Origin of the sequence: Hydrogenophaga sp. A37 (assembly GCF_002001205.1) — a bacterium.
Taxonomy (GTDB): domain Bacteria; phylum Pseudomonadota; class Gammaproteobacteria; order Burkholderiales; family Burkholderiaceae_C; genus Hydrogenophaga.
This window is the reverse complement of the sequence record NZ_MUNZ01000084.1, coordinates 1-25,686: the sequence shown is the minus strand read 5'-3', so window position 1 is coordinate 25,686 and position 25,686 is coordinate 1. Positions and strand designations below refer to the sequence as shown.

General features: G+C 66.8%; 22 protein-coding genes. 14 read left to right on the top strand and 8 right to left on the bottom strand.

What is annotated here, in order from left to right; genetic code table 11:
• The first annotated feature begins 115 nt into the window (after positions 1-115).
• Positions 116-328, top strand: a complete 213-nt coding sequence (gene rpsU / locus B0E41_RS07720) for a 30S ribosomal protein S21 (RefSeq protein WP_077330502.1) — start codon at positions 116-118, stop codon at positions 326-328.
• A gap of 49 nt (positions 329-377) precedes the next feature.
• Here rpsU and B0E41_RS07715 read toward each other — a convergent pair whose 3' ends face one another.
• Positions 378-1,310, bottom strand: a complete 933-nt coding sequence (locus tag B0E41_RS07715; protein ID WP_077330501.1) for a LysR family transcriptional regulator — start codon at positions 1,308-1,310, stop codon at positions 378-380.
• Positions 1,311-1,379: 69 nt separating this feature from the next.
• Between B0E41_RS07715 and lysA the strand changes: the two genes are divergently transcribed.
• From lysA to B0E41_RS07700, 3 genes are all read left to right on the top strand, one after another.
• A complete protein-coding gene (gene lysA / locus B0E41_RS07710; protein ID WP_077330525.1) occupies positions 1,380-2,618 on the top strand; it encodes a diaminopimelate decarboxylase in 1,239 nt (412 codons plus the stop codon).
• Between the two features lie 134 nt (positions 2,619-2,752).
• Positions 2,753-3,199: a GatB/YqeY domain-containing protein gene (locus B0E41_RS07705; protein ID WP_077330500.1), complete on the top strand. Its 447-nt coding sequence runs from the start codon at positions 2,753-2,755 to the stop codon at positions 3,197-3,199.
• Between the two features lie 130 nt (positions 3,200-3,329).
• Positions 3,330-4,532: an ABC transporter substrate-binding protein gene (locus tag B0E41_RS07700; protein ID WP_077330499.1), complete on the top strand. Its 1,203-nt coding sequence runs from the start codon at positions 3,330-3,332 to the stop codon at positions 4,530-4,532.
• Between the two features lie 115 nt (positions 4,533-4,647).
• On the opposite strand, the gene B0E41_RS07695 is transcribed toward B0E41_RS07700, so the two are convergent.
• Together B0E41_RS07695 and pmbA are read right to left on the bottom strand one after the other, a co-directional pair.
• Entirely contained in the window at positions 4,648-5,535 is an 888-nt protein-coding gene (locus B0E41_RS07695) for a DMT family transporter (protein ID WP_077330498.1), read from the bottom strand.
• A 107-nt stretch (positions 5,536-5,642) separates the two neighbouring features.
• Complete coding sequence (gene pmbA, locus B0E41_RS07690) at positions 5,643-7,070, bottom strand: metalloprotease PmbA (RefSeq protein WP_077330497.1); 1,428 nt, start codon at positions 7,068-7,070, stop codon at positions 5,643-5,645.
• A gap of 72 nt (positions 7,071-7,142) precedes the next feature.
• Between pmbA and yjgA the strand changes: the two genes are divergently transcribed.
• The 4 genes from yjgA (at position 7,143) to B0E41_RS07670 (ending at position 10,844) form a co-directional block, all read left to right on the top strand.
• Positions 7,143-7,802, top strand: coding sequence for a ribosome biogenesis factor YjgA (gene yjgA, locus B0E41_RS07685; RefSeq protein ID WP_077330496.1), 660 nt, complete (start codon positions 7,143-7,145; stop codon positions 7,800-7,802).
• 3 nt (positions 7,803-7,805) lie between these two features.
• On the top strand, positions 7,806-8,387 hold the full coding sequence (mog, locus tag B0E41_RS07680) for a molybdopterin adenylyltransferase (protein ID WP_077330495.1): 582 nt from the start codon (positions 7,806-7,808) through the stop codon (positions 8,385-8,387).
• Between the two features lie 112 nt (positions 8,388-8,499).
• Positions 8,500-8,976, top strand: a complete 477-nt coding sequence (locus B0E41_RS07675; protein WP_077330494.1) for a peptidylprolyl isomerase — start codon at positions 8,500-8,502, stop codon at positions 8,974-8,976.
• 26 nt (positions 8,977-9,002) lie between these two features.
• Positions 9,003-10,844 (top strand): chorismate-binding protein, encoded by a 1,842-nt coding sequence (locus B0E41_RS07670; protein WP_077330493.1) that lies wholly within the window; start codon positions 9,003-9,005, stop codon positions 10,842-10,844.
• On the opposite strand, the gene cysE is transcribed toward B0E41_RS07670, so the two are convergent.
• Both cysE and B0E41_RS07660 read right to left on the bottom strand, forming a co-directional pair.
• A complete protein-coding gene (gene cysE, locus B0E41_RS07665) occupies positions 10,826-11,596 on the bottom strand; it encodes a serine O-acetyltransferase (protein WP_077330492.1) in 771 nt (256 codons plus the stop codon). The two genes, B0E41_RS07670 and cysE, sit on opposite strands and share 19 nt — an antisense overlap.
• Positions 11,597-11,627: 31 nt before the next feature.
• On the bottom strand, positions 11,628-12,377 hold the full coding sequence (locus B0E41_RS07660) for an RNA methyltransferase (RefSeq protein ID WP_077330491.1): 750 nt from the start codon (positions 12,375-12,377) through the stop codon (positions 11,628-11,630).
• Between the two features lie 241 nt (positions 12,378-12,618).
• Here B0E41_RS07660 and B0E41_RS07655 point away from each other — a divergent pair, with 241 nt between their 5' ends.
• The gene (locus B0E41_RS07655) at positions 12,619-13,545 is read left to right on the top strand and encodes an inositol monophosphatase family protein (RefSeq protein WP_077330490.1); all 927 of its coding nucleotides are present in this window, start codon (positions 12,619-12,621) and stop codon (positions 13,543-13,545) included.
• A 100-nt stretch (positions 13,546-13,645) separates the two neighbouring features.
• Here the strand turns inward: B0E41_RS07655 and B0E41_RS07650 are convergent, their stop codons facing one another.
• Positions 13,646-16,909, bottom strand: coding sequence for a PAS domain-containing protein (locus B0E41_RS07650; protein ID WP_171984700.1), 3,264 nt, complete (start codon positions 16,907-16,909; stop codon positions 13,646-13,648).
• A 153-nt stretch (positions 16,910-17,062) separates the two neighbouring features.
• On the opposite strand from B0E41_RS07650, the gene mutS reads away from it, so the two are divergent.
• The 4 genes from mutS (at position 17,063) to B0E41_RS07630 (ending at position 23,483) form a co-directional block, all read left to right on the top strand.
• Positions 17,063-19,663, top strand: a complete 2,601-nt coding sequence (mutS, locus tag B0E41_RS07645; RefSeq protein WP_077330524.1) for a DNA mismatch repair protein MutS — start codon at positions 17,063-17,065, stop codon at positions 19,661-19,663.
• Positions 19,660-20,487: a proteasome-type protease gene (locus tag B0E41_RS07640; protein WP_077330488.1), complete on the top strand. Its 828-nt coding sequence runs from the start codon at positions 19,660-19,662 to the stop codon at positions 20,485-20,487. Before mutS ends, B0E41_RS07640 begins: the two co-directional genes overlap by 4 nt.
• Positions 20,488-20,613: 126 nt before the next feature.
• Complete coding sequence (locus tag B0E41_RS07635; protein WP_077330487.1) at positions 20,614-21,453, top strand: alpha/beta hydrolase; 840 nt, start codon at positions 20,614-20,616, stop codon at positions 21,451-21,453.
• 110 nt (positions 21,454-21,563) lie between these two features.
• Positions 21,564-23,483 carry a PAS domain S-box protein gene (locus B0E41_RS07630; RefSeq protein WP_077330486.1) on the top strand — a complete coding sequence of 640 codons (1,920 nt, stop codon included), beginning with the start codon at positions 21,564-21,566 and terminating at the stop codon, positions 23,481-23,483.
• A gap of 6 nt (positions 23,484-23,489) precedes the next feature.
• Here B0E41_RS07630 and B0E41_RS07625 read toward each other — a convergent pair whose 3' ends face one another.
• Together B0E41_RS07625 and B0E41_RS07620 are read right to left on the bottom strand one after the other, a co-directional pair.
• Positions 23,490-24,314 (bottom strand): undecaprenyl-diphosphate phosphatase, encoded by an 825-nt coding sequence (locus B0E41_RS07625; protein WP_077330485.1) that lies wholly within the window; start codon positions 24,312-24,314, stop codon positions 23,490-23,492.
• A gap of 45 nt (positions 24,315-24,359) precedes the next feature.
• On the bottom strand, positions 24,360-24,938 hold the full coding sequence (locus B0E41_RS07620) for a DUF1439 domain-containing protein (RefSeq protein WP_171984699.1): 579 nt from the start codon (positions 24,936-24,938) through the stop codon (positions 24,360-24,362).
• Between the two features lie 208 nt (positions 24,939-25,146).
• Between B0E41_RS07620 and B0E41_RS07615 the strand changes: the two genes are divergently transcribed.
• The coding region (locus B0E41_RS07615; RefSeq protein WP_143433717.1) for a DUF6622 family protein at positions 25,147-25,686 on the top strand (540 nt) is incomplete at its 3' end.

The window sequence follows — 25,686 nt, the reverse complement described above, 5'->3', positions numbered from 1 at the left end:
GGCAAACCCCCGTCGGCCAATACTAGTTAACAGGCGGGGGAACTTTGCAGAAACGATGCCTGGGCCCGATCTTCCCGTTCATCCTCTTTCTGTGCATTCTGGAATTTCTCCTTCAATGACGACCATCCGTGTAAAAGACAACGAGCCCTTTGACGTCGCTCTGCGTCGCTTCAAGCGCACCATCGAAAAACTCGGCCTGCTGACCGACCTGCGCGCCCGTGAGTTCTACGAAAAGCCCACCGCCGAGCGCAAGCGCAAGAAGGCCGCCGCCGTCAAGCGCAACTACAAGCGCATCCGCTCGATGCAGCTGCCCAAGAAGCTGTTCTGATTTTCAGAGCCCTTCGAAAAACCCGCTCAGGACGCTGCAGCGGGTTTTTTTACGCCTGTTCGGTCTGTGCCAGCCGTGCCTTCAAGGACTGAGCCGCCTCGACCAGCGCCGCCTCGAAGTCTTCGCGCAAAGGGTGGGCCGCCCGCCAGCTGGGCCGGATCAGCGCCACGTGGAACGGGATGCTGAAGGACAGCGGGCGCACCACCAAACCCCCTTCTTCCCCGCTACCCGCCAGCTCCAGCGCCGTCAGCGGGTTGACGATGCCGAGGCCCAGACCCTGGCGCACCAGCGCGCACACCGACACCGCGCTCGGCGTTTCCAGCCGCAGGCCACGCTGCACACCGGCCGCAGCGAACAGCGCGTCCACCTGCTGCCGGTAGGGGTCGGTCGGGGCGAAGCTGATGAAGGGCTCACCCTCGAAGTCGGCAGGCCGCAACTGCGCGCGCAACGCCAGCGGGTGGCCCGAGGGCAGCACACACACCTCGTCCGCCACCAGCAACGTCTGCAGGCCGCAGGCCGCGGGTGCCTCGTGGCGTTCGCTCAGGCCCAGGTCGAAACGCTGCTCGGCCAGCGCCGCTTCCAGCTGGGGCGATTCGATCGGCGTCAGGCTCACGGCCGCCTCGGGCTGGCGCTGCACGAAACGCCGGACCGCGTCGGGCAACAGCGCGTGCGACAGCGCCGGCAGACAAACCAGCTGCAAGCGTCCCTGGGCATAGGCCTGTAGCGCCACCGCCGTGGCTGCGATGCGCTCCAGTCCCACGTAGGACTGCTCGACCTCTTCCATCAGCGCCAGCGCCCGCACGGTGGGTTTCAGGCGCCCCTTGATGCGCTCAAACAAGGCAAACCCCAGCACCTGCTCCAGCCGCGCCAGCTCCCGGCTCACGGTGGGCTGCGAGGTGTGCAGCAGCTCGGCCGCGCGCGTGACGTGGCCGGTGCCCATCACGGCGCGGAAGAAGTCGATCTGGCGGTGGGTCAGTTTCATATCAATACTGAATGCTCGTTGGATTATCTGGCATTGCTCAATATGACCAGAACCTGGATCATCGGCGCCATGAACCCTTTCCCCCCCACCCTCCTCCAGTCCCTCGCCCGCCAGCACGGCACCCCGCTCTGGGTCTACGACGCCGCCACCATCCGCCAGCGCATTGCCGACCTGCGTGTGTTTGACACGGTCCGTTTCGCCCAGAAAGCCAACTCCAACACCCACCTGCTGCGCCTGATGCGCGAGCAGGACGTGGTGGTCGACGCCGTGTCCCGCGGCGAGATCGAGCGCGCGCTGGCCGCGGGCTACACCGCGGCGCCCGACGAGCAAGGTGCCTCCGGCATCGTCTTCACCGCCGACCTGTTCGACCATGCCACCCTGGCCACCGTGGTGCAGCACCGGGTGCCGGTGAACGCCGGCTCCATTCACATGCTGCACCAACTGGGCGCCGTCTCGCCCGGCCACGCGGTCTGGCTGCGCATCAACCCCGGTTTCGGCCACGGCCACAGCAACAAGACCAACACCGGCGGCGAACACAGCAAACACGGCATCTGGCACACCGAGTTGCCGGCCGCGCTGGCCGCCGTGGCACAGCACGGTCTGCAGCTCGTGGGCCTGCACATGCACATTGGCTCGGGCGTGGACTACGGCCACCTGCAGCAGGTGTGCAGCGCCATGGTGGATCTGGTTAAGGGTTGCGGCGCGGACCTGCAGGCCATCTCGGCCGGTGGCGGCCTGTCCATCCCCTATCGCGAGGGCGAGGCCCCCATCGACACCGCGCACTACTTCAGCCTCTGGGACGCCGCGCGGCGCGAGATCGCCACGCACCTGGGCCACGCCGTGCACCTGGAGATCGAACCCGGCCGCTACCTGGTGGCCGAGGCCGGCGTGCTGCTCACCGAGGTGCGCGCCACCAAGGCCATGGGCGGCAACCACTTCACCCTGGTGGACGCGGGTTTTTCGGACCTGATGCGCCCGTCCATGTATGGCGCCTTCCATGGCATGAGCCTGATCCCTGCCGACGACACACAGCGTGCGACGATGGAGACCGTGGTCGCCGGCCCGCTGTGTGAGTCGGGCGACGTGTTCACCCAGGCCGAAGGCGGCGTGGTGCTCACGCGCGAGCTGCCCGAAGCCCGCGTGGGCGACCTGCTGGTGCTGCACGACGCGGGGGCCTACGGCGCGTCCATGTCCAGCAACTACAACACGCGCCCGCTCGCGGCCGAGGTGCTGGTGGATGGCGACAGCCACCGCCTGATCCGCCGCCGGCAGACGGTGGAGGAGTTGCTCTCGCTGGAAGCGGTGTAAACCGCGATCCGGCGCCGGGCCGCCCCAAGCCGGATCAGCCCCTCGGGGGCAGCGACCCGCGCAACGGCGGAGCGTGGGGTCACGGGATGGGGTCTGAGAGAATTCCCGGTTCACCGAACCACAGAAAGCACACCATGAGCCTCAAGGAACAGATCACCGAAGACATGAAGAACGCCATGCGCGCCAAGGACAGTGAGCGCCTGGGCACCATCCGCCTGCTGACCGCTGCGATGAAGCAGAAGGAAGTGGACGAGCGCGTGGAGCTGGACGACGCCATGGTGATCGCCATCGTGGACAAGCTGATCAAGCAGCGCAAGGACAGCATCGAGGCCTTCACCAAGGCCGACCGCATGGACCTGGCCGACAAAGAAAGCGCCGAGATGAAGGTGCTGCAGGCCTACCTGCCGGCGCGCCTGTCGGCCGAGGAAGTGGCCGCTGAAGTCAGCGCCATCGTCTCCGAACTGGGCGCAAAAGGCCCCGGCGACATGGGCAAGGTCATGGGCGCGGTCAAAACCCGTCTGGCGGGCAAGGCCGACATGGGCCAGGTCTCGGCCGCCGTGAAGGCTGCGCTCGCGGGCTGAGCCACGGCAGCCGACCGACGGGTGCCGCAGGCTGACGGATCGCTGACCACAACAGCCCTTCTCAGGGAAAACCGCGTCCCTCCGGGCGCCCGGGCCTCCCTACACTCGCGGCACATTCAAGGGGTGCCCCATGCAGCGAACGCGTCTCCGTATCTCCCTGGCCGTCGGGGTGCTGACCACCGTGCTCGCCTGCTCGGCCACGGCCCAAGCGCCAACCTCCGTCAAGATCGGCCTCATCGGCCCCTTCAGCGGCCCCTCTTCCGACTTTGGCAACCCCATGTTGCACGGTGTGCAACTGGCCGTTGAAGAGATCAACGCGGTCGGTGGCTACCTGGGCCGTCCTCTGGAACTGGTGGTCAAGGACGATCAGGGCAAGCCCGACGTGGGCCTCAAGGGCTCCCAGGAGCTGGTCAGCGCGGGCGTGGTCGCCACCATTGGTTTCTGCAACACCGGTGTGGCGGCCCAGTCGCTGGACGTGTTCCAGAACAGCCAGGTGCCGCTGATCATTCCCTGCGCGACCGGTACCCCGCTCACCGCCAAATTTCCCGCGCCACAGAGCTACATCTTCCGAACCTCGGCCCGTGACTCGATCCAGGCGCCGTTCGTGGTGGACGATCTGGTCAAACGTGGCTGGACCCAGGTGGCAATCTTTGCCGACACCACGGGCTATGGCGAGGCCGGTTTGAAGGATGTGGAGGCCGCGCTGGCCGCCAAAGGCCTCAAAGCCGTGCACGTGTCGCGTTTTCCGCTCGGCGTGAAAGACCTGAAGGAGCCGTTGAAAGCCGCGCAAGCCGCCGGTGCCAACGTGGTGTTCAGCTACACCGTGGGCCCGGAGAACGCGGCCATTGCCAATGGCCGGCGTGAGCTCAAGTGGGATGTGCATCAGGTGGGGGCATGGCCCCTGTCCTTCCCCTTCTTCATTGAGGGCGCCAAACAGGCCGCCGAAGGCGCGCTGATGGCGCAGACCTTCATCGCGGAGCCCAGCAACGAGCGGCGGGCGGCTTTCCTGAGCGCCTATTCACGCAAATACAAACACAAGATCGCCGTGCCGATGGCGGCGGCCCAGGCCTACGACAGCACCTACCTGCTGACCTATGCGCTGTTCGGCATCCGAGATGGCAAATTCAGCGGCCCAGCGGTCAAGGCCGCGCTGGAGAACATCCCGCGCGTCTACTACGGCGTCGTGGCCACCTACGAAAAACCGTTCAGCGCCGAGGACAAGGACGCCGTCACGCCCAACATGCTGGTGATGGGCAAGGTGCGCAACGGCGCCGTGACCTTTGCCTACCCCGAGGACGCGAAGCGCAACCTGTTCGTGCAACGCAAGAAATAGAACCCCCACACTCCGCCGCTGCGCGGGTCGTTGCCCCCCAAGGGGGCGGATCCACCTTGGGGCGGCCCAGCGGTGGATCGTTTACCCCCGCACTCCGCCGCTGCGTTGCGGCCACTCAGACCAGGATGAATGCCGTGCCCACCACGGCCAGCACCGCGCCCAGCCAGGCGCCCGCTCCGGGACGGCGCCGATAGATCAGCCACAGCAAAGGCAGGATCAGCACCGGCGTGACCGAGGACATGACCGCGACCAGGCCGGCCTGACCGTCGCGCAGCGCGATCAGGATCAGGGTCATGCCGAGCGCCATGGCCACGGCCGCGCTCATGAAGATCAGGAACCCATCGTGCCGCCGAAGCGGCGCCTTTGCCCGGGCGCCCGACCAACCCGATGCGAACAGCAGCGTGTGCGCCGCCAGGGCCAGGCTCATGCGCGTGGCCGATGCCGCCACCGGGTCGATGCCCGTGCCCATCAGCGGTTTGATCATCAACGTGCCCAGCGACTGGCACAGCGCCGAGAGCAGCCCCAGCGCCACGCCGATCGCCAGCGGCCCGCGCGTCTGCTCCCAGACATGGGTTTCGTCGCCGCGTTTGCCCCAGGCCACAGCCACCATCACGCCGCCGACCAACAGGCCACTGCCCAGCAAGGCCCAGCCCCACAGAACCTCACCCAGCAGCGCCCAGGCCAGCACGCCTGAGAACAGCGCGTGGGTGGCGTAGAGCACGCCCGAACGCCGTGGCCCGAGCCGGTTCATGCAGGAGAACAGCGCCGTGTCACCAATGAAGATGCCCACCACGCCCGAGAGCCCGAGCAGGGCGACGGTGGCCATGTCCAGGCTGCGCCAGCCACCACTGGCCAGCGCCAGGCCCCAGAGGATCAGCGAGGCAAACACCATGCGCCAGCGGCTGAAGGCGAACGCCCCCAGGCGTTGGGCGGGCGGCGCAGAGAACAGGCTGGAAACGGCCCAGCAGGCGGCGGCCAGCAGCGCCAGTGCTTCAGGACGCATGACCAAGGAACCGAATCAACGGAACAGGGCCGCCGCCGGGCCGCTCCCAAGGCGGCCCAGCCCCCTTGGGGGGCAGCGACCCGCGCAGCGGCGGAGCGTGGGGGCTTTCAACTCCCCGCGACCTTCATTTTGTTGATGAGAATCGAGCCCACGGTCTTGGCCCCGTAGTTGTAGGCGTCGGCACCCACGGCCTCGATGCCCCGGAGCATGTCCTTCAGATTGCCCGCGATGGTGATTTCGTGCACCGGGTAGGCGATCACGCCGTTTTCCACCCAGTAGCCCGAGGCGCCACGCGAATAGTCGCCGGTCACGTAGTTCACGCCCTGCCCCATCAGTTCGGTGACGAACAGGCCGCGGCCCAGCTTCTGCAACATGGCCTTGAGGTCGTCACCGGGCTGGGTCAGGCGACTGGTGAGTGTGAGGTTGTGCGAACCGCCGGCGTTGCCCGTGGTGCGCATGCCGAGCTTGCGCGCCGAATAGGTGGAGAGAAAGTAGCCCAGCACCTTGCCCGCGCTCAGCACCTTGCGCCGGACGGTGCGCACGCCTTCGTCGTCGAACGGCGAGCTGCCCTTGCCGTTGATGACGTGCGGGTCTTCGACGATGTCAAGGTGTTTCGCCATCACCCGCTTGCCCAGACTGTTGTTCAGGAAGGTCGTCTTGCGGTACAGCGCACCACCGCTGGTGGCCTGCACGTAGGCGCCCAGCAGACCGGCGGCCAACGGCGACTCGAACAGCACCGGACATTCGGTGGTGGCGATCTTGCGACCGTTCAGGCGCGCGAGCGTTCGCTCGGCAGCGTAGCGGCCCACCGCCTGAGGACTGGCGAGGTCTTCGGGCGAACGCATCGAGCTGTACCAATGGTCGCGCTGCATGTTCGCGCCCTTGCCGGCAATGGGCGCCACCGACAGGCTGTGGCGCGAGCTGGCGTAACCGCCGCTGAAGATGCCGGGTTGGCCGCGTTCGCCGCCGCGCATGTGGGCGGTGAAAAAGTGAGATTGCTGGGCCGACACGCCCGCGCCCTCGCTGTTGCTGATCTTCTTGCTGGTGGCGAAGGCCGCGGCCTCGCATTCGAGGGCGATGCGCAGCGCCTCTTCGGAACCGATCGCCCAAGGGTGGAACAGGTCGAGATCGGGGTAGCTGTCGGCGATGTCTTCAACGTCGGGCAAACCGGCCACAGGGTCTTCGGCGGTGAAGCGGGCGATGTCGTAGGCCGCCTGCACCGTCTGGCGCACGGCAGCGGGTGAAAAATCAGAGGTGGAGGCGTTGCCGCGTTTCTGCCCCAGGTAGACGGTGACGCCGAGCGACTTGTCGCGGTTGCGCTCCACGTTTTCCAGCTCACCTTTGCGCACCGACACGCTCAGGCCGGCGCCTTCGGACACCTCGGCCCCCGCGTCGGTGGCACCCAGCTTTTTGGCATGGCCCAGCGCAAGGTCCACCAGTTCCTCGAACTGGCTGCGTGCGTACTGGAAACCGGCGAGCGGCTGGCTGGCGGTGGAGGAAGGGGCTTGGGACGGGGTGTTGGGGGCTTTTTTCATGTCGACGGCTATGATACTTGCCGCCCCCTCTGGCTGCTGCAGGCCCTGCACAAGCCCATTTGAAGAAACCCGATGTCCCGCAAACCCACCAAAGGCTACTTCGTCCGTGGCCAGTTCATTGCCGAGGGCAGCGAACTCGACCTGGAGCTCAAGCGCGAGCTCAAGGGTTCGGTCGACATGAGCAAGACCGACCTGAAAAAGGAAAGCGACCGCCTCCAGTTGCTCGGCGAAAACCTGCTCACGCTCAACGCCGGCCTCATGACGCGCCTGATCGAAACCCATGGACTCTCCGAGAAGCTGGTCGATGCCGTGGCCGATGCCAAACGCATCACCAACTTCGAAGGCCGCCGCCGCCAGATGCAGTTCATCGGCAAGCTCATGCGCAAGCTCGATGACGGCGTGATCAGCGCCGTCGAAGCCGCGCTCGAAGAACAGCGCAAGCCCTCGGCCCAGGCCACGCTGGCGCTGCACCAGGCCGAACAATGGCGCGACAAGCTGGTGGCTGACGACGATGCGCTCACCCGTTGGCTGGAGCAAGACCCGGCGGCCGACGTGCAGCACCTGCGCGCGCTGATCCGCCAGGCGCGCAAAGACGCGCAGGCTGTGACCGAGCGCCCGGGCGAAGCCCTGCGCCACGGCAAGGCCTACCGCGAGATCTTTCAGATCGTGCGCACCGCGCTCACGCCCAACGACGCATCGGCAGACAACGCCGAAGAACCGCTGGAGGACTGAGCGGTGACCGAGAACCTCGCCCCAGCGCCGGTGCGCATCGGCATCGTCTCCATCAGCGACCGCGCCAGCAGCGGCGTCTATGTAGACAAAGGCCTGCCCGCGCTGCAGGACTGGCTCACGCGCGCCCTGAAAAACCCCATCACCTTTGAACCACGACTGATCCCCGACGAGCAGGCAAAGATCAGCGAAACCCTGATCGAGCTGGTGGACGCCGGCTGCGCGCTGGTGCTCACCACCGGCGGTACCGGCCCAGCCAAGCGCGACGTGACGCCCGAAGCCACGCTGGCAGTGGCCCACAAGGAGATGCCCGGTTTTGGCGAACAGATGCGCCAGATCAGCCTGGCCTTCGTGCCCACCGCCATCCTCTCTCGCCAGGTGGCTGTGATCCGCGATCAGAGCCTGATCATCAACCTGCCCGGCCAGCCCAAGGCCATCGCCGAAACGCTGGAAGGCCTGAAGAACGCCGACGGCAGCCCGAAGGTCAACGGCATCTTCACCGCCGTTCCCTACTGCATCGACCTGATCGAAGGGCCTTACCTGGAAACGAACGACGCGGTCTGCAAGGCCTGGAGACCAAAACGGTAACCCCCCTGCGCCGCTTCGCGTCTTCCCCCCGGTGGGGGGACGCACCTGGTGGCCCGGCGAAGCCGGTTCCACGGGTGCCCACGAAGAAGGCATTTCACTCCGAGAGTCCCTCATGAAAATCACCAAAGACACCATCGTCACAATCACCTTCCGCGCCACCGATGCGCAGGGCAAATTGCTGGAGGACGGCAAGGAACCGCGTGCGTACCTGCATGGCGGCTACAACAACACGCTGCCGGGCATCGAGAAGGCCCTGGAAGGTCAGGAGAAGGGCTTTGCCGCCACGCTGGCATTGCCGCCCGAGGACGCGTTTGGCGTGCGCGACGAGAGCCTGGCCACCAGCATCCCCAAGAGCGAGTTCCCGCCCGGCGTGAAGGTGGGTGGCCAGTTGCAAGGGGTGGACGACAAGGGGCGCCAGCAGGTGTTCACGGTCATGAAGATCAAGGGTGACACGGTGCTGCTGGATGGCAACCACCCGCTGGCCGGGCAGACGCTGCACTTCGCGGTCAAGGTCGTGGACGTGCAGCCGGCTTCGACCGAAGAGGTGGCCCACGGCCACGCGCACGGCGCCCACGGGCACCACCACTGAGCGTCGCCGACACGCCGCGCCCCGGTTTGCGGGCCTTCATCGACTTCCCCGACACCGCCTCGCATGCGGTGCCAGGCGACCGGTTTCAAGCCAGCTTTGGCGACGCCATCGAGGTGATCGAGGCGTGGTCGATGGCCGAGGTGCTGTCCGCCATGGAGCGGGTTAGGGCCCAGGCGGACGCGGGCCGCTGGTGCGTCGGCGGCCTGTCTTACGAGGCTGCGCCGGCCTTCGACACCGCACTGCCCACGCGCGCTCCCGACACCGACTGGCCCCTGGTGTGGTTCGGTGTGTACGAGGCCCCGCTGGCCAGCCCCACCCCTTTGTCAGCCACACGGGGGACCGCGCACTGGACCCTGCCCGAGTCCCGTGCCCACTACCTGGCACAGGTGGACCAAGCTCAGCAGGCCATGGCCGCTGGCGAGGCTTACCAGATCAACCTGACCACGGCGTTGAAGGGAACGCTCACCGGCGAGCCGTCGGCCTGGATGCGTGCCCTGCGCGAACGCCAACCCGAGGGCTACCTGCTGTGGCTGGATGGCGGGCAGCGTCACGTGCTGAGCGCCTCACCCGAGCTGTTTTTCGACTGGCAACCGGACGCGCAGGGTGGTCGGCTGAGCTGTCGCCCGATGAAAGGCACCGCGCGCCGGGAGGCCGACCCGGCCCTGGACGCTGCCGCCCGCGAGCGCCTGCTGGCCAGCGCCAAGGAGCGCGCCGAAAACGTCATGATCGTGGACCTGCTGCGCAACGACCTGAACCGCATCGCGCGGCCGGGCTCCGTGCGGGTGGACCGATTGATGGCGGCCGAGGCCTGGCCCTCGGTCTGGCAGATGACCTCCAGCCTCTCGGCCCAGGCCCGCGCGGGCACCACGCTCACCGACGTGTTCCGTGCCCTCTTTCCCTGCGGCAGCATCACCGGCGCCCCTAAACGGCAGGCGATGCGCTGGATTCAACGCCTGGAGTCGGGCCCCCGGGGCATCTACTGCGGCGCGCTGGGCGTGGTCCGCCCGGGTGGGCACGCCAGCTTCAATGTGCCGATCCGCACCCTGACCCTGCAGCGCACAGACACCACCACCGAATGGCAGGCCCGGTACGGCGTGGGCAGCGGGCTGACCGTCTGCGCCGATCCGGCGGCCGAATGGGACGAACTGATGACCAAGAGCCACCTGCTGCACCGGGTCAGCGAACCCTTCTCGCTGCTGGAAACCCTGCGACTGGAAGACGGCGTGTACTGGTTGCTGGAACGCCATCTGCGGCGACTGCAGGACAGTGCACGGCACTTTGGCTATGCCTGCGACCGCTCCGCGCTGGAAGACCGCCTCGCGGAACTGGCCCCAGAGCACTCGAAAGGCCTGTGGCGTGTGCGCCTGACCCTGGATGCCCAAGGCGTGATCGACATACAGGCTTTCGCCATGACCGAGACCGCCCAACCCGTTCGCGTGGCGCTGGCGCCCGCGCCCCTGCCCACGAGCGGAGCGCTGCAGGAATTCATCCGGTACAAGACCACGCGTCGCGCGCACTACGAGGCGCTGGCTCCCACCGACCCCGGCGTCTTCGACCACCTGCTGATCAACGAACGCAGCGAAATCACCGAGTTCACGCGTGGCAACGTGGCGCTTCGACTCGACGGTGTGTGGCTGACGCCCGCGCTGTCCAGCGGCTTGTTGGGTGGCACCTACCGCGCCGAGCTGCTGGCCGAGGGGCGCCTCCAGGAGGCAGTGCTCACTCTCGGGGATCTGGCTCGATCAGACGGCCTGGCCTTCTACAACGGCCTGAGGGGATGGCTGTCAGCGGAGGTGATGACAGACGGGCAAACCCCACCGGCCACCGCCGCGTCGCTGCCCGGTAGCGGTCACTTGCCCACCAGCTGATTCAGCTTCTCCGCCTCGAAGCACTCGCTGCGCGCCGCGTCCGATGGCACGCAGTCACCTTTCTGCTGCTTTGAGAGCGTTTCAATCGCCTGCCACAGCAAGGCGATCTGGTGCTCCTGCCCGGCAGCGCTGTCGATCAGGCCGCGCATGGCCTGCGACAGCGGGTCGTCTTCCTGCGTGATGCCGTAGGCCTGGAACTTGGGGTGGGCCTCGGTCACATCGGCACTCTCGCCGGTCTTGCTCGGGATGATGCGCGCCGGAATGCCCACCGCCGTGGCGCCTGGAGGCACGGGCTTGATCACCACCGCGTTGCTGCCGATCTTGGCGCCGTCGCCCACGACAAAACCGCCCAATACCTTGGCGCCCGCGCTCACCACCACATCCTTGCCCAGGGTGGGATGGCGCTTGGAGCCTTTGTAGAGCGAGGTGCCACCGAGCGTCACGCCCTGGTAGATCGTGCAGCCGTCGCCGATTTCGGCCGTCTCACCCACCACCACACCCATGGCGTGATCGAAGAACACCCGCTCGCCGAGCTTGGCGCCGGGGTGGATCTCGATGCCGGTGAGCCAGCGCGCGATGTGCGAGATGAAGCGCCCCAGCCACTTGAAGCCATGCGTCCAGCACCAGTGCGCCGGGCGGTGCAGCCAGACGGCGTGCAGGCCTGGGTAACAGGTGATCACCTCCCAGGTGCCGCGCGCAGCGGGGTCACGGTCAAGGACGCACTGGATGTCGGAGCGGATGCGGGCGAACATGGGGTCTTGTTTCTGGAATCGGGCGGTCAGTCTATCGCTTCGCCCGATCGGCGGTCTGCAGCATGGCCTTGGCGACACCGCGCAGGATGTGGACTTCCTCTTCGGTCGGTGCGGCGCGGTTAAAAAGCTGGTTCAGGCGCGGCATCAGTTTTTTCGGCGCCTCCGGGTCCAGGAAATCCACCGCCACCAGCGCCTGCTCCAGGTGCTGCAGCATGCCGGCCAGCGCTTTCGCATCGGCCAGCGGGCGCTCGGGGGCACTGGCCGGCGGCAAGGCGTAGCCGCCCAGCGCCTGGCGCCAGTCGTAGGCGATCAGCTGCACGGCGGCGGCCAGGTTGAGCGAGCCAAACAACGGATCGGTCGGAATGCTCAGGCAGCTGTGGCAGCGGTACACGTCTTCGTTGCGCATGCCGAAGCGCTCGGAGCCAAACAGGAAGGCCACGCCACCCGGCCTGGCGACCTCTGCACCAGCCCCTTCCAGCAGCGACGCGAAATGCTCGCGTGGATGCCGCGTCGGCGGCCCGAAGTCGCGCGGCGTCATGGCGGTGGCACACAGGTGGTCCATGCCGTCGAGCGCCTCGTCCAGCGTGTCCACGATGCGCGCATTGTCGAGCACGTCGTTGGCGCCACTGGCGCGCTGGATGGTTTCTTCGCGCCGCAGCACGTTGGCCCAGCGCGGCGCCACCAGCACCAGATCATCAAAACCCATCACCTTCATGGCGCGCGCGGTGCCACCCACGTTGCCCGCGTGGCTGGTCTGGATCAGGATGAATCTTGTACGCATAAGAATCCCCCCGCGCCGCTGCGCGTCACCCCAGGAGGCCACACCAGCAGCCCGTCCTGAGCTTGTCGAAGGGCGGTTCTGCGGTGTGCTTGTGGGTGGTGCGCGAGCGCCGAGCAGGGTTTTGGTGTGTTGAACCGGTAAAATCCTCGATTGTCGCCGCCCTGCATCGCCTGGGGCTCAGCCTTACCGCTCTTCCACTGTCCCGCGAGCAGCCCCGCTGCCGCGCAAAGGTATACAACCCATGTCGTCCACACTCCACCCCATGCTCAACGTGGCCATCAAGGCCGCCCGTACCGCCGGTACCATCATCAACCGCGCTGCGCTGGACGTGGAGTCGGTCCGGGTCTCCGCCAAACAGACCAACGATTTCGTGACCGAGGTGGATCACGCGGCCGAAGCCGCGATCATCGACACCCTGCTCACCGCCTACCCCGACCACGCCATCTGGGCCGAAGAGTCGGGCAAGCGCCCGGGCAAACACGGCGGCGCAGACCACACCTGGATCATCGACCCGCTGGACGGCACCACCAACTTCATCCACGGCTTCCCGGTCTACTGCGTGAGCATTGCGCTCATGATCGGCAACAAGCTGGAACAGGCCGTGGTGTACGACCCCAGCCGCAACGACCTCTTCTGCGCCACGAAGGGACGCGGCGCCTACATGAACGACCGTCGCATCCGGGTGGCCAAACGCATCGCGATGCGCGACTGCCTGATCTCCACCGGCTTTCCTTTCCGTCCGGGCGACGCCTTCCAGACCTACATGCAGATGCTGGGTGACGTGATGCCCAAATGCGCGGGCGTGCGCCGCCCAGGCTCCGCCGCGCTCGACCTGGCCTATGTGGCCGCAGGTTTCACCGATGGCTTCTTTGAGATGGGTCTCTCGCCCTGGGACGTGGCCGCGGGCGCACTGCTGGTCACCGAAGCGGGTGGTCTGGTGGGCAACTTCACCGGCGAGGCCAACTTCCTGGAACAGAAGGAATGCATGGCCGCCAACCCCAAGATCTACGGCCAACTGGTCGGCATCACTGGCAAATACAGCAAGTTCGCGAGCGCAGGCGACAAGGCCGCACTGCGCCAATCCTTGGCGGCGGCACAGCCCGATGGCGCCGGCGACGACAAGCCGGCCGACGACACCCCGCCCGCGGAGCACGCCGCGCCGTTCTGAAGCTGTCACAACGAGCGGCGCCGCCGGGCCGGCTTTGCCGGACCGCCAGTGCTGCCGCTCTTGGAGGGGTTGCGCGAAGCGGCGCGGGGGGTGTTTCCCTTCAGACCCGCGGCAGCGTCCACCAGAAAGTGGCGCCTTGCCCCGGCGACGATTCGGCCCAGATGCGCCCACCGTGGCGCTCCAGCGTTCGCGACACGATCGCCAACCCCACGCCCGTGCCGCCGGGCGCGTCCGCACCCGCATGAAGCCGCTGGAACAGACCAAACAGCTTGCTCGCATGGGCCATGTCGAAGCCCATGCCGTTGTCACGCAGGTAAAACGCTGAGCGCTCGCTGTCGAAGCCCAGTTCCATCCAAGGTTGGTCGCGGTGACGCGAGTATTTCAGCGCGTTGTCCATCAGATTGACCAACACCTGCCGCAACAGCGCCGCATCCCCAAGCACCACGGGCAGCGGCAGCAACTGGACGTGTGCGTGCGGCACGGCGGGTGCCAGGGCCTCTGCCACAGAGCGCGCCAGCGCATTCATGTCCACCGGCACCGCATCGATCTCCACGCGCACCACGCGCAGCAACTCCAGCATGTCCGAAATCATCTGCCCCATGTTGCGCGACGAGCGGGTGATGCGCTCGAACATCTGCAGTCCCTCGGGACTCAGGCGATCACCATCTGTCTCTGCCACCAGCGCCGCAAAGCCATTGACCGAACGCAGCGGCGCGCGCAGGTCATGGGCAATCGAGTAGGAGATGGCCTCCATGTCTTTCATCGACCGCTCCAGCTCGGCGGTGCGCTCCGCCACACGCCGCTCCAGGCTGGCGTTGAGCGCGCGCACCTGCTCTTGCGCGGCCACACGGTCGTGGATGTCCAGATGGGTGCCCGACATGTACAGCGCCTCGCCACCGGTGCCTCGACGGTGCACGCGGCCACGGTCGTTGATCCATATCCAGCGACCGTCCTTGTGACGCATGCGGATGTCGCACTCATAGAACGGCTGCTCACCTGCCCAGTGCCGCTGCAGCACGCGCTCGGCGCGCTCCAGATCCTGCGGGTGTACCAGCCGGCGCCAGGTGTCGAAAGTGGTGGGTTGCAGCTCGGCCACGGTGTAGCCGAGCATCTCGGCCCAACGGTCGTTGATCGCCATCGAACCGGTCTCGACATTGGTCTCCCAGATGCCCGGGCGTGTGGCCTCCAGCACCCACTGCAGGCGCTGACGCTCATCGCGCAAGGCTTCTTCTGCCTGCACATAGGAGGAAACGTCGGTGTAGGTGCGCACCATGCCGCTCTCTGCCAGCACCCGGGTGTGGACCTCCAGCACACGGCCATCGCGGGTCCGCCGCAGGTAACGCTCGGGCGGCAGCACCGCCGGCTCCTGCCCTATATAAGCGCGAACCGAAGAATCGATGAGGTTGAAGTTCTCGCCAAAGTCGCCGCGGTCGCGCTGAAAGGTCACCACATCACGGTGCTCGGGCTGGCTCGCCAGCAAAGCCTCCGGCAGGTCCAGCAGCTCCAGAAAGCGCCGGTTGTAGAAGCGCACGATGCCATTGGCATCCACCATGGTCAGGCCCTGGCTCATGCTGTCAAACGTCACCTGCAGTGCAGCGCTTTTTTCGGCCAGCAAGGCGCTGGTGGCCTCGAACTGCTCTCGCGCGCGCTGGCGTTCGGCGTGACCACGCCAGGCCAGAACCAGCTGGCGCACCGCGCCCAGCAAGGGCCGCAGGAATTCGACATCGGATTCGCTGTAACCACCCGGCTGGTTGGCCAGGCCGACCATGGCCACCAGCCGGTCGCCCACCGCCAACGGTATGCCCAAAAAGGCCGACATGCCCGGATGTCCGCTCGGGCGACCACCCGCACGCGGATCGTTGCGGGGATCGTTGGAGATCACCGTTTCGTGGGTGAGCAGGGCATGGCCAAACAGCGTGCGTGTGTTGCGGAACTCCATGCCGGTGCTGACCTGTTCATCGTGCATGCGGCGGGTGGTTTCGTCCCAGGCGATGTTGGTGATGGCATGTGTCTTCAGATAGGGCTGGTCGTGCATGTCGTACAGCACCTCACCCACAAATCCGTATTCGCTGCCGGTCACCCGCAGCAGGGTGGCGAGCAGGCCCTCGAAGGCCTGATGCCGGTCATCGGACTCGATGAACGCCGACTGCGCCTGCTGCACGGCTTCGAGCAGGCGGTGCTGCCGCGCCAACTCCTGTTCAGCGAGCCTGGATTCGGTCACATCGTTGGTGAATCCATGCCACAGCGTCGAACCGTCGGCCTCACGCTGCGGCAGCGCCTCCACGCTGTACCAGCGCACCCCTTGGCGCGGCAACGCCACGCGGTACACCCGGCGCCAAAAGGAGAGCTCGCGTGCCGACTCCGCCAGCGAAGCAGCCATGGCCTTCTTGTCGTCAGGGTGCACGCGCGAGAACAGCAGCTTGCCATCGTTCTGCAACGCCGCCGGATCGATTTCCAGCATGTCGGCCGCGGCCTGGCTCAGATAGGGGAACGTGCTGCTGCCGTCGGGCCGCAACCGGGCCTGGTACACGATGCCCGGAACCCGCGCGGTGATGTTGTGGATGAATTCGAGCTGACCCGCCAGAGCCAGGGTGGCCTGCTTCTCGGCCGTGATGTCCTGCACCACGCCGAAGTCGGTCTGCGTGTTGCCCGCCACGGCGGTGCGCCCCATGCGCGTGCGCAACCAGCGTTGTTCACCGTCGGGTCGCAGCCAGCGGAACTCCACCGTGCGCCCGTCCATGGCCTCGCGCGCAGCGAGCCATGCGGGTCGATCCTCGACATGAATGCCACTGCGCGCCCGGTCACGGCTGATCGTTGACTGAAGTGGCAGCCCCGTCAGCTCGGACAGACCGGCCGACCACAACACATCATGATCGTTGGCCGCATGGGTCCAGTGGCCCACACGGGCCAGCTTTTCAATCTCCCCGTGCAGCTCCACCTGCTGTTGCAACTCCAGATTGACCTGCTGCAAGACCTGCTCAGCCTCGTATTCATGGGAGATCTCGCTCAAGACCACCAGCAACAGCGGCTCGGGCTCCACCGCCAACACCGTGGACTGAAGGCGCACGCGGAGCGTCTGGCCTTCGCTCAGGCACAGCATCTGGTAGGTCGGCCCTTGGCCAAGGCTCTCCAGGAACCGCTGGCGGGCGGCCTCGTTGGGCCAATGGCCGAGCTCCACCGTGGTGCGGCCCAGCGTCTGCTCCCGTGTCAGGCCCACCGTGCCCAGCCAGGCGTCGTTGACGGCGAGCAAACAGCCGTCGCGCACCCGGCTCAGGCTGGTCGGCGCAGGGGACCCATTGAACATCGCCTCCCAGGGCAAGGTGGCACCGGTGAGGGGCTCGGGATGGGAGTCGGCTGATGCCATGCGTGGGGATACAAGCGGTGGAGGTGCAAACGCAGGATTGTGGGGCATGGTAGGGTGGTTCGATCCACCAAAAACAGCCTGATAAAGTAGCCGGCTGTCTTCAAAACACCCCACGTGCCCGCCTTGAACGCCCCGCTGGACAAACACACCCCCATGATGCAGCAGTACCTTGCCATCAAGGCCGGGTACCCACACACGCTGGTGTTCTACCGCATGGGCGACTTCTACGAGCTGTTCTTCGGCGACGCCGAAAAAGCCGCCCGCCTGCTCGACATCACCCTCACCCAGCGCGGCCAGTCGGCCGGCGAGCCGGTGGTGATGGCCGGCGTGCCGTTCCACTCCATCGACAACTACCTCGCGCGCCTCATCAAGCTCGGTGAATCGGCCGCCATCTGCGAGCAGGTGGGCGACGTGGCCACGGCCAAAGGGCCGGTGGAGCGCAAGGTGGTGCGAGTGGTCACGCCCGGCACGCTGACCGACAGCGAGCTGCTCTCCGACAAGACCGAGGCCGTGTTGATGGCCGTGCACGCGGGCGCGCGCACCGGCGTCGGCCTGGCCTGGATGTCGGTCACGCAGGGCATCGTGTTCCTGGCCCAGTGCGCCAGCGACGAGCTGGCCGACTGGATCGCGCGCACCGCACCCGGCGAACTGCTCTACAGCGCCGAAGTCACCCCTGCGTTTGAGAAAAACCTGCAGGCGCTCGCGGCCCAGCCGCTGGCGAACGGCCAGCGCACCGTCGCCGTGCTGCGGCCCGCCTGGGCGTTTGACGGCCCTCTGGGCGAACGCAAGCTGCTCGAACAATTGGGCGCAGCCAGTCTCGCCGCCTGGGACGCACAGGGCCTGAGCGACGCACACGCCGCCGCCGCCGCCCTGCTCGACTACGCCGAACACACGCAGGGCCGTGCGCTCAGCCATGTGAAGAGCCTGCGCGTGGCGCGCAGCGACGAGCTGATCGACCTGCCCATCACCACGCGGCGCAACCTCGAACTCACCCACACACTGCGCGGCGAGACCAGCCCCACGCTGCTCTCCCTGCTCGACGTCTGCCAGACCGGCATGGGCAGCCGTGCGTTGCGCAGCTGGCTGCTGGAGCCCCAACGTGAGCGCACGGAAGCGCGAGCACGGCTCGACGCCATCGGCCTGCTGCGCAACGGCCTGGGTCAGACACTGCGAAATGCGCTCAAAGGCGCGAGCGACGTGGAACGCATCACCGCGCGCACCGCGCTGCGCCAGGTGCGCCCGCGCGAACTCGTGGGCCTGGGCCAGACGCTGGGCCGAGCGCAGCAACTCGCCCAGGCACTGCAACACGGCCTGCCCGCGGGCGGCCCGGCGCGGTTGTTGCAGATCGCCGCCGACCTGACGCCACCCGCCGGCTGCGCCGACCTGTTGCTGGCCGCGCTGCTGCCCGAGCCGGCGGCCCTGGTGCGCGACGGTGGCGTCATCAACAACGGTTTTGATGCCGACCTCGACGAGCTGCGCGGCATCCAGACCAACTGCGATGGTTTCCTGATCGACCTCGAAACCCGCGAGCGCGCACGCACCGGCATTGCCAACCTGCGCGTGCAGTTCAACAAGGTGCACGGCTTCTACATCGAGGTCACGCAGGGCCAGATCGACAAGGTGCCCGACGACTACCGCCGCCGCCAGACGCTGAAGAACGCCGAGCGCTTCATCACGCCCGAGCTCAAGGCCTTCGAAGACAAGGCGCTCAGCGCGCAGGAACGTGCGCTGGCGCGCGAGAAATTGCTGTTTGAGCAGCTGCTCGATCAACTGCAGGCCCACATCGACCCGCTCACCCGCCTGGCCCGCGCGCTGGCCGCACTGGACGCGCTCTGCGCCCTGGCCGAACGCTCGCTCACGCTCAACTGGAGCGCGCCGCAATTCGTGGCCGAGCCCTGCATCGAGATTCGCGGCGGGCGCCACCCGGTGGTGGAAGCGCGCTTGAATGAGACCAGCGGAGGCAGCTTCATCGCCAACGACACGCTGATGGGCACCAAACAGCGCATGCAGGTCATCACCGGCCCCAACATGGGCGGCAAGAGCACCTACATGCGCCAGGTGGCGGTGATCGTGCTGCTCGCCAGCGTGGGCAGCTACGTGCCAGCAACGACCTGCCGCCTCGGGCCGATCGACGCCATCCACACCCGCATCGGCGCGGCCGACGACTTGGCCAACGCGCAGTCCACCTTCATGGTCGAGATGACCGAGGCCGCTCAAATACTGAACGCCGCCACGCCACAAAGTCTGGTGCTGATGGACGAGATCGGCCGCGGCACCTCCACCTTTGACGGCCTCGCGCTGGCCGGCGGCATTGCCGCGCACCTGCACGACAAGGCCCGGGCCTTCACCCTGTTCGCCACCCACTATTTCGAGCTCACCGAGTTCCCTGCCGGCCACCACGCCGCGGTGAACGTGCATGTGAGCGCAGTCGAAGGCGGAGGCAAGAGTGGCATCGTGTTCTTGCACCAGATCGAACCCGGCCCGGCCAGCCGCAGCTACGGCATACAAGTTGCAAGGCTTGCCGGCGTGCCGGCGGCGGTGGTGCAGCACGCGCGCCACGCATTGGCCGCGCTGGAGAACCACAGCGAACAAAGCCGCAGCCAGGTCGACCTGTTTGCTCCACCGCCACCGAGCGCCGAACCCGAAGCCCACCCCTTGCAAACCGCGCTGCAAGGCATCGACCCCGACGCACTGACCCCGCGCGAAGCGCTGGACCAGCTCTACCAACTCAAGAAACTCAGCCTGCAACCATGACCTACTGCGTCGCCGTCAAACTCAACGCCGGGCTGGTTTTCCTGTCCGACTCGCGCACCAACGCGGGCCTGGACCAGATCAGCACCTTCCGCAAAATGATCGTCTACGAGAAGCCGGGTGAGCGCTTCATGTGCCTGCTGTCCGCCGGCAACCTGAGCATTTCCCAGTCCATCCGCGAAATCCTGCAGATCGAGCAGGTCGAGGACCACGAAGGCAGTGAACCCATCACCATCTGGAACGCCAAGAGCATGTTCGACGCCGCGCGTGTGCTCGGCTCGGCGGTGCGCCATGTGTACGAGCGCGACGGCGAATCACTCAAGCGTGCGGGCGTGGACTTCAACGTCTCCATGATCTTTGGCGGACAGATCAAGGGCGAAGGCATGCGCCTGTTCCAGGTCTATTCGGCGGGCAACTTCATCGAGGCCACGGCCGAGACGCCGTTCTTCCAGGTCGGTGAATCGAAATACGGCAAGCCGGTGCTCGACCGCGTGATCACGCCCAACACCCCGCTCAACGAGGCCGCCAAATGCGTGCTCGTGTCCATGGACTCCACGCTCAAGTCCAACCTCTCGGTGGGCCTGCCGCTGGACCTGGCGGTGTACGAGGTCGACCAGCTTCAGAGCGACAAAATCACCTGCATCGACGACAACAACCCCTACTTTCGCATGGTGCACAACACCTGGGGCCAGAAGCTGCGCGAGGTGTTCGACAGCATCGAACACCCGACCTGGGACGGCGCCCACACCGAAGTGCCACTGATCTGCACCACGGGGCGCAACCAGCCCATTCGGAAGATTTCCAACGCCAAAGAGAAGTTGATTTAACCCCCCCGCGCCGCCTGTGGCGTCACCCCCCAGGGGGCGACACTGGCCGTCCGGCAAAGCCGGCCCGGCGGTGTCCTTGGTTGGACACCTCGCGCCGGAGCTGTTTGCGTTGAATATCCCTCCAGCATGTCTTTAATCATCTTCTCCCACGCCAACAGCTTCCCCGCCAGCACCTACGGCGTGCTGTTCAAGTCGCTGCGCGCCCGCGGCTATGCGGTGCGGGCGCTGGAGAAGTTCGGCCATGACCCGAAGTACCCCGTTACCAGCAACTGGCCGCATCTGGTGCAGCAGCTGGCCGACTTCGCCGCGCCCGAAATCGAACGCCATGGCGAGGGCGCCTGGCTGGTCGGGCATTCGCTGGGCGGATTTCTGAGTCTCATGTGTGCCGCCCGCCACCCGCAGCTCGGTGGCCACGCCGTCAAAGGGGTGTTGCTGATCGACTCGCCGGTGCTCGGTGGGTGGCGCGCGCGCACGGTGGAGCTGGTCAAGCGCACCCAACTCGTGGGCTCGATCTCGCCGGGCAAGATCAGCCGCCAGCGCCGCAACGCCTGGCCCGACGCCACCGCCGCACACGAGCACTTCGCCCGCAAGAAGGCCTTCGCTTGCTGGGACCCGCAGGTGCTGCGCGACTACATCACCCACGGAACGCACGACGAAGCCACCGCGCAGGGCGTGCGCCGCGTGCTCGGGTTCGACCGCGAGGTGGAAACCGCGATCTACAACACCCTGCCCCACAACCTCGACCGCCTGCTGCGGCGCCACCCGCTGCAATGCCCGGTGGCCTTTCTGGGCGGCACCGAGTCGCAGGAGATGAAGCAGGTTGGCATGACCATGACACACCGGCTCGTGGGGCGGGACCACCCCGAGCGACTGATCATGGTGAAAGGCAGCCACCTGTTTCCGATGGAAAACCCCCAGGAAACGGCTGCGGCCATCGAACGGGCACTGCACGGCCTGTCGCGCTGAAGTGAAACACGCAGGGATTCCTGCGCTTGTTCGAGCCACCGGCCTGGGGCTTCCTCCGGTATAACGGACGGGAGTGGTCATCCACCCCCGGACCCTGCCCCCAAGCACCCATGCCCTACATCGACACGCCGTCGAACCCGATTCATCGCCTCTGGCGGCAGGTCGCGGGTTGGCAGCCCGACCGCCACAGCCTCTGGAGGCGCTGCGCCGTCGCCGTGGTCATCACGCTGGCGGCCGCCGGGTTGCGACTGGCCCTGGCGCCGGCCGAATCGGGTGGGCGATTCATCACCCTCTCCCTGGCGGTGGCCCTCTCGGCGCTGTACGGCGGGTTCCAGGCCGGCATGCTCAGCACCCTGCTGGGCATGGTGCTGGTCAATTTCTTCCCGGTCAGCCCTTCTGGGTCGCTGGCGTTTCAAGGCCTGCGCGAAGCGATCTGGCTCAATCTCTGGCACTTCATCACCCAACTGGTGGTGGTGGGGGCCATCGCGCTCAAGCAGCGGCAAAACCGCCTGTGGCGCGAAGCCAATGAAACGGTGAAACGGGGCATCCGGCAACTGGAAGACACCTTCGAGCACAGCGCCACCGGCATGGCCCACAGCCGGCTGGACGGGAGCTGGATCCGGGTCAACCAGACCTACTGCGATCTGGTCGGCTACACCCGGCAGGAAATGGAGACCATGAGCTTCCGGGACTTCACCCACCCGGACGACCTGGGGCTGGACCTGGAGCTGCTGGCGCGCACCTTGTCGGGCGAGGTCGACCACTACAGCATCGAGAAGCGCTACGTCCACAAACGGGGCCACACCGTCTGGGTGCACCTCACGCTGTCCTTGGTGCACACGCCCGCGGGGGAACCCGACTACCTGATCGCGGTGGTGCAGGACGTGAGCGACCGCAAGGCCATCGAGGTGGCCTTGCGCGACAGCGAACAGTTGTTGCGTCAGGCGCAGCACATGGCACGTCTGGCACCCTGGCAGGCCGACATGGCCACAGGGCGCTACACCACCGTGTCGCAAGCGCCCGAGTTTCTCGACATGCCCTCCACCGACTACGGCGCCGAAGATCTGATGGCCATCATCCACCCGGAAGACCGCCCGCTGGTGCAGCGGCAATGGCCGTTGGCGGTCAAGGGCAAGCTGCCCTACAACGTCGAATACCGGGTGTTGATCGGCGGACAGGAGCGCTGGCACACGGTACAGGCCGAATTCGAGCGCGACGCACAGGGTCGCGCCGTGCGCGCACTGGGCGTCACGCAGGACGTGACCGAACGCAAACACACCGAGCTCGAAATCCAGCGCCTCAATGCCTCGCTGGAGCAGCGCATCCGGCAGCGCACCCAGGCCTTGCGGGGCGCCTACGACGAGTTGGAGAGCTATTCCTACGCCGTGGCGCACGACCTGCGCTCACCGCTGCGCATCATCAACGGCTTTGCCCAGGCCCTGCAGGAAGACCACCCGGCGCTGGACGCCACCGGCCGCACCCACCTGCAACGCATCATGGCCGCCAGCAAAAAAATGGGCGAGCTGATCGACGGCCTGCTCAAGCTCTCGCAATACACGCGCGGTGAGGTGCAGCGGGTTCCCGTGCACCTGAGCGGCATCGCCACCCGGCAACTGGAAGAGCTGGCCGCCTCCGACCCAGGGCGTCGGGTGACGTGGACGGTGGAGCCCGACCTGGAGGTCCTGGCCGACCCCGCCCTGATCGAGGCCGTGATGCAGAACCTGCTGCACAACGCCTGGAAGTACACGGCCGAGGTGCCCGACGCGCACATCCGCGTCTTCACGGAGGACGCCCATGGCCAGCGGCACTACTGCGTCAACGACAACGGCGCTGGCTTCGACATGGCACGTGCCACCAAACTGTTCCAGCCCTTCCAGCGCCTGCACCAGCCCCACGAGTTCTCGGGCCTGGGCATCGGGCTGGCCACGGCGCGCCGCATCGTGCAGCGACACGGTGGCACCATGCGCGCCGAAGGCGTCCCCGGTCAGGGCGCCACCTTCTGCTTCACGCTGCCCGACGGCGTTGAATAGGCGCCGTCAAGCCACCCATTCCACCCAGCCGAAGTGGGCCGTCAGCAAGATCAGCGCACCGAAGGCGATGCGGTACCAGGCGAACGGCACGAAGCTGTGGCTGGCCACGTAGCGCAGCAGCCAGCGGATGCAGACCCAGGCGCTGAGAAACGCGAACAGCAGGCCCACGGCAAACAGCGGCAGATCGGCCACTGAGAGCATGTCGCGTGCCTTGTAGAGGCTGTAGGCGCCGGCACCCATGAGGATCGGGATGCCCAGGAAAAAACTGAAATCGGTCGCCACCTTGCGCGACAGGCCAAACAGCATGCCGCCGATGATGGTGGAGCCCGAGCGGCTGGTGCCGGGGATCAGGCCGAAACACTGCGCCAGCCCCACCTTCAGCGCGTCCATCGGGGTCATGTCGTCCAGATCGTGCACACGCACGCTGGCCTGCTGGCGCCGCTCCGCCCAGAGGATGACGAAGGCCCCCAGGATGAACGCGGTGGCCACCACGGTCGGCGTGAACAGGTGGGCCTTGATGACCTTGCCCAGCAGCAAGCCCAGAACCACAGCGGGCAGGCAGCCGATGACCACATTCAGGGTGAAACGCTGCGCCGTGGGCTGCGAGCTCAGCCCCAGCAGCGTGGTGCGCAGCCGCTGCCAGTACACGATGATCACCGCGAAGATCGCGCCGGTCTGGATCGCGATCTCGAACACCTTGGCCCGCTCGTCGTGAAAGCCCAGCAGGCTCCCGGCCAGGATCAGGTGACCGGTCGAAGAGATCGGCAAAAACTCCGTCAGGCCCTCCACCACGCCCATGATGGCGGCCTTGATCAACAACACAACGTCCATTTCAGATTCCTGTTTTCAACAAACTTCAGTCAGCGCGGGGGCGATCTACTTCGTGTCCAGAGGATCGAGTTGCAAGCGCAGCCCGCCCGGCACCACCTTCAGCACTCCCGGCTGGTAACCGCGCCCGGAGAGTGACTGCAGGTCTTCGGGCTTCACGCGGTGCACCACGGCTTCTTTAAGCAAGTCTTCGGCCATCAGCCCGCCGATCTTCTTCACCTGGGCCGCCTGCGCGGCCGACAGGCCGTCCACCCCCAACCGCTCGACCCGCACCTGGTGCAGGCGCACGGTGCTGTCGCTGGGCTCGTAGCGCAGGCCGTAGCTCAGCTCCAGCTGGCCCTTCACCGGCGCCACACCGGTCAGCGCCACGCCCACGGCGTAGGTCATCTCGGTCACCACCCGGTTTTCTTCGGGCAGCAGGCGCAGGCGCGGCTGCTCCAGCGTCACGTCGAACAGCCCGAGCTGGCGCTGTTTGACCGGGAACTGGCTGGCGATGCGGCTCTGCAACTGGGCCTCGGAAACGTCGATCTGGCGCGGCCCGGGCTGCATCAGGCCGCAGCCGGTCAGCGCAATGAGCAACAAAGAGCCGGCGGCAAAACGCCGGCGGGCGGTGTTCGGGGTGTGCATGGTGGGAGGGTCCTCATGACATGAAGCGGAAAGCCAAGCGTGGCGCTGGCGTGCCGATGCATTGTAGGAAGCGCGCGGAGCGCCCACCGCTCGCTCCCCCACAGCCGCGTTTCGCGCCCGGAAATCCGCAATCCATCGCAGGCCCGTGGCGAGGTCCGCCCACGGCCGGCACAGTGCACCCCATCGACACCGCCCCAGGAGACCCGACATGCTGATCCAACTGCTGCTCCAACAGCCCACCGCCGCCCTGACCATCGTGCAGCGCACGCCGGTGTGGGTCTGGGGCTTGTTCGCTGGTCTGGTGCTGCTCGGACTGATCCAGCTGCGCCAGCGCGAGATCGGCTGGCGCCGCGCCGCGTTGCCTTCGCTGGGCCTGGCGCTGTTTTCGGCGGTCAGCCTCGGCGCCGACCTGTCGGCCAGCCCCTCGGCGGGCCTGGCGCTGGTGGTGTGGCTGCTGGCCGCCAGCGCCATGCTGGTCGTCGGTTCGCTGCGGGCACCCCGCGCCGGCACCCGCTACGACGCCACCACCGGGCGCTTTCAGCTGCCGGGCAGCGTGGTTCCCCTGCTCACCATCCTCTCGATCTTCTTCGTGAAGTACGGCGTGGGCATGGAGCTGGCCATGCAGCCGGGGCTGCGCCACGAAGCGACGTTCGCCCTCGGCCTGGCCGCCGCCTACGGCGCATTCAGCGGCCTGTTCGCCGCCCGCCCGCTCACCCTCTGGCGTCTCGCCCGAGCCCGCACCACCGCC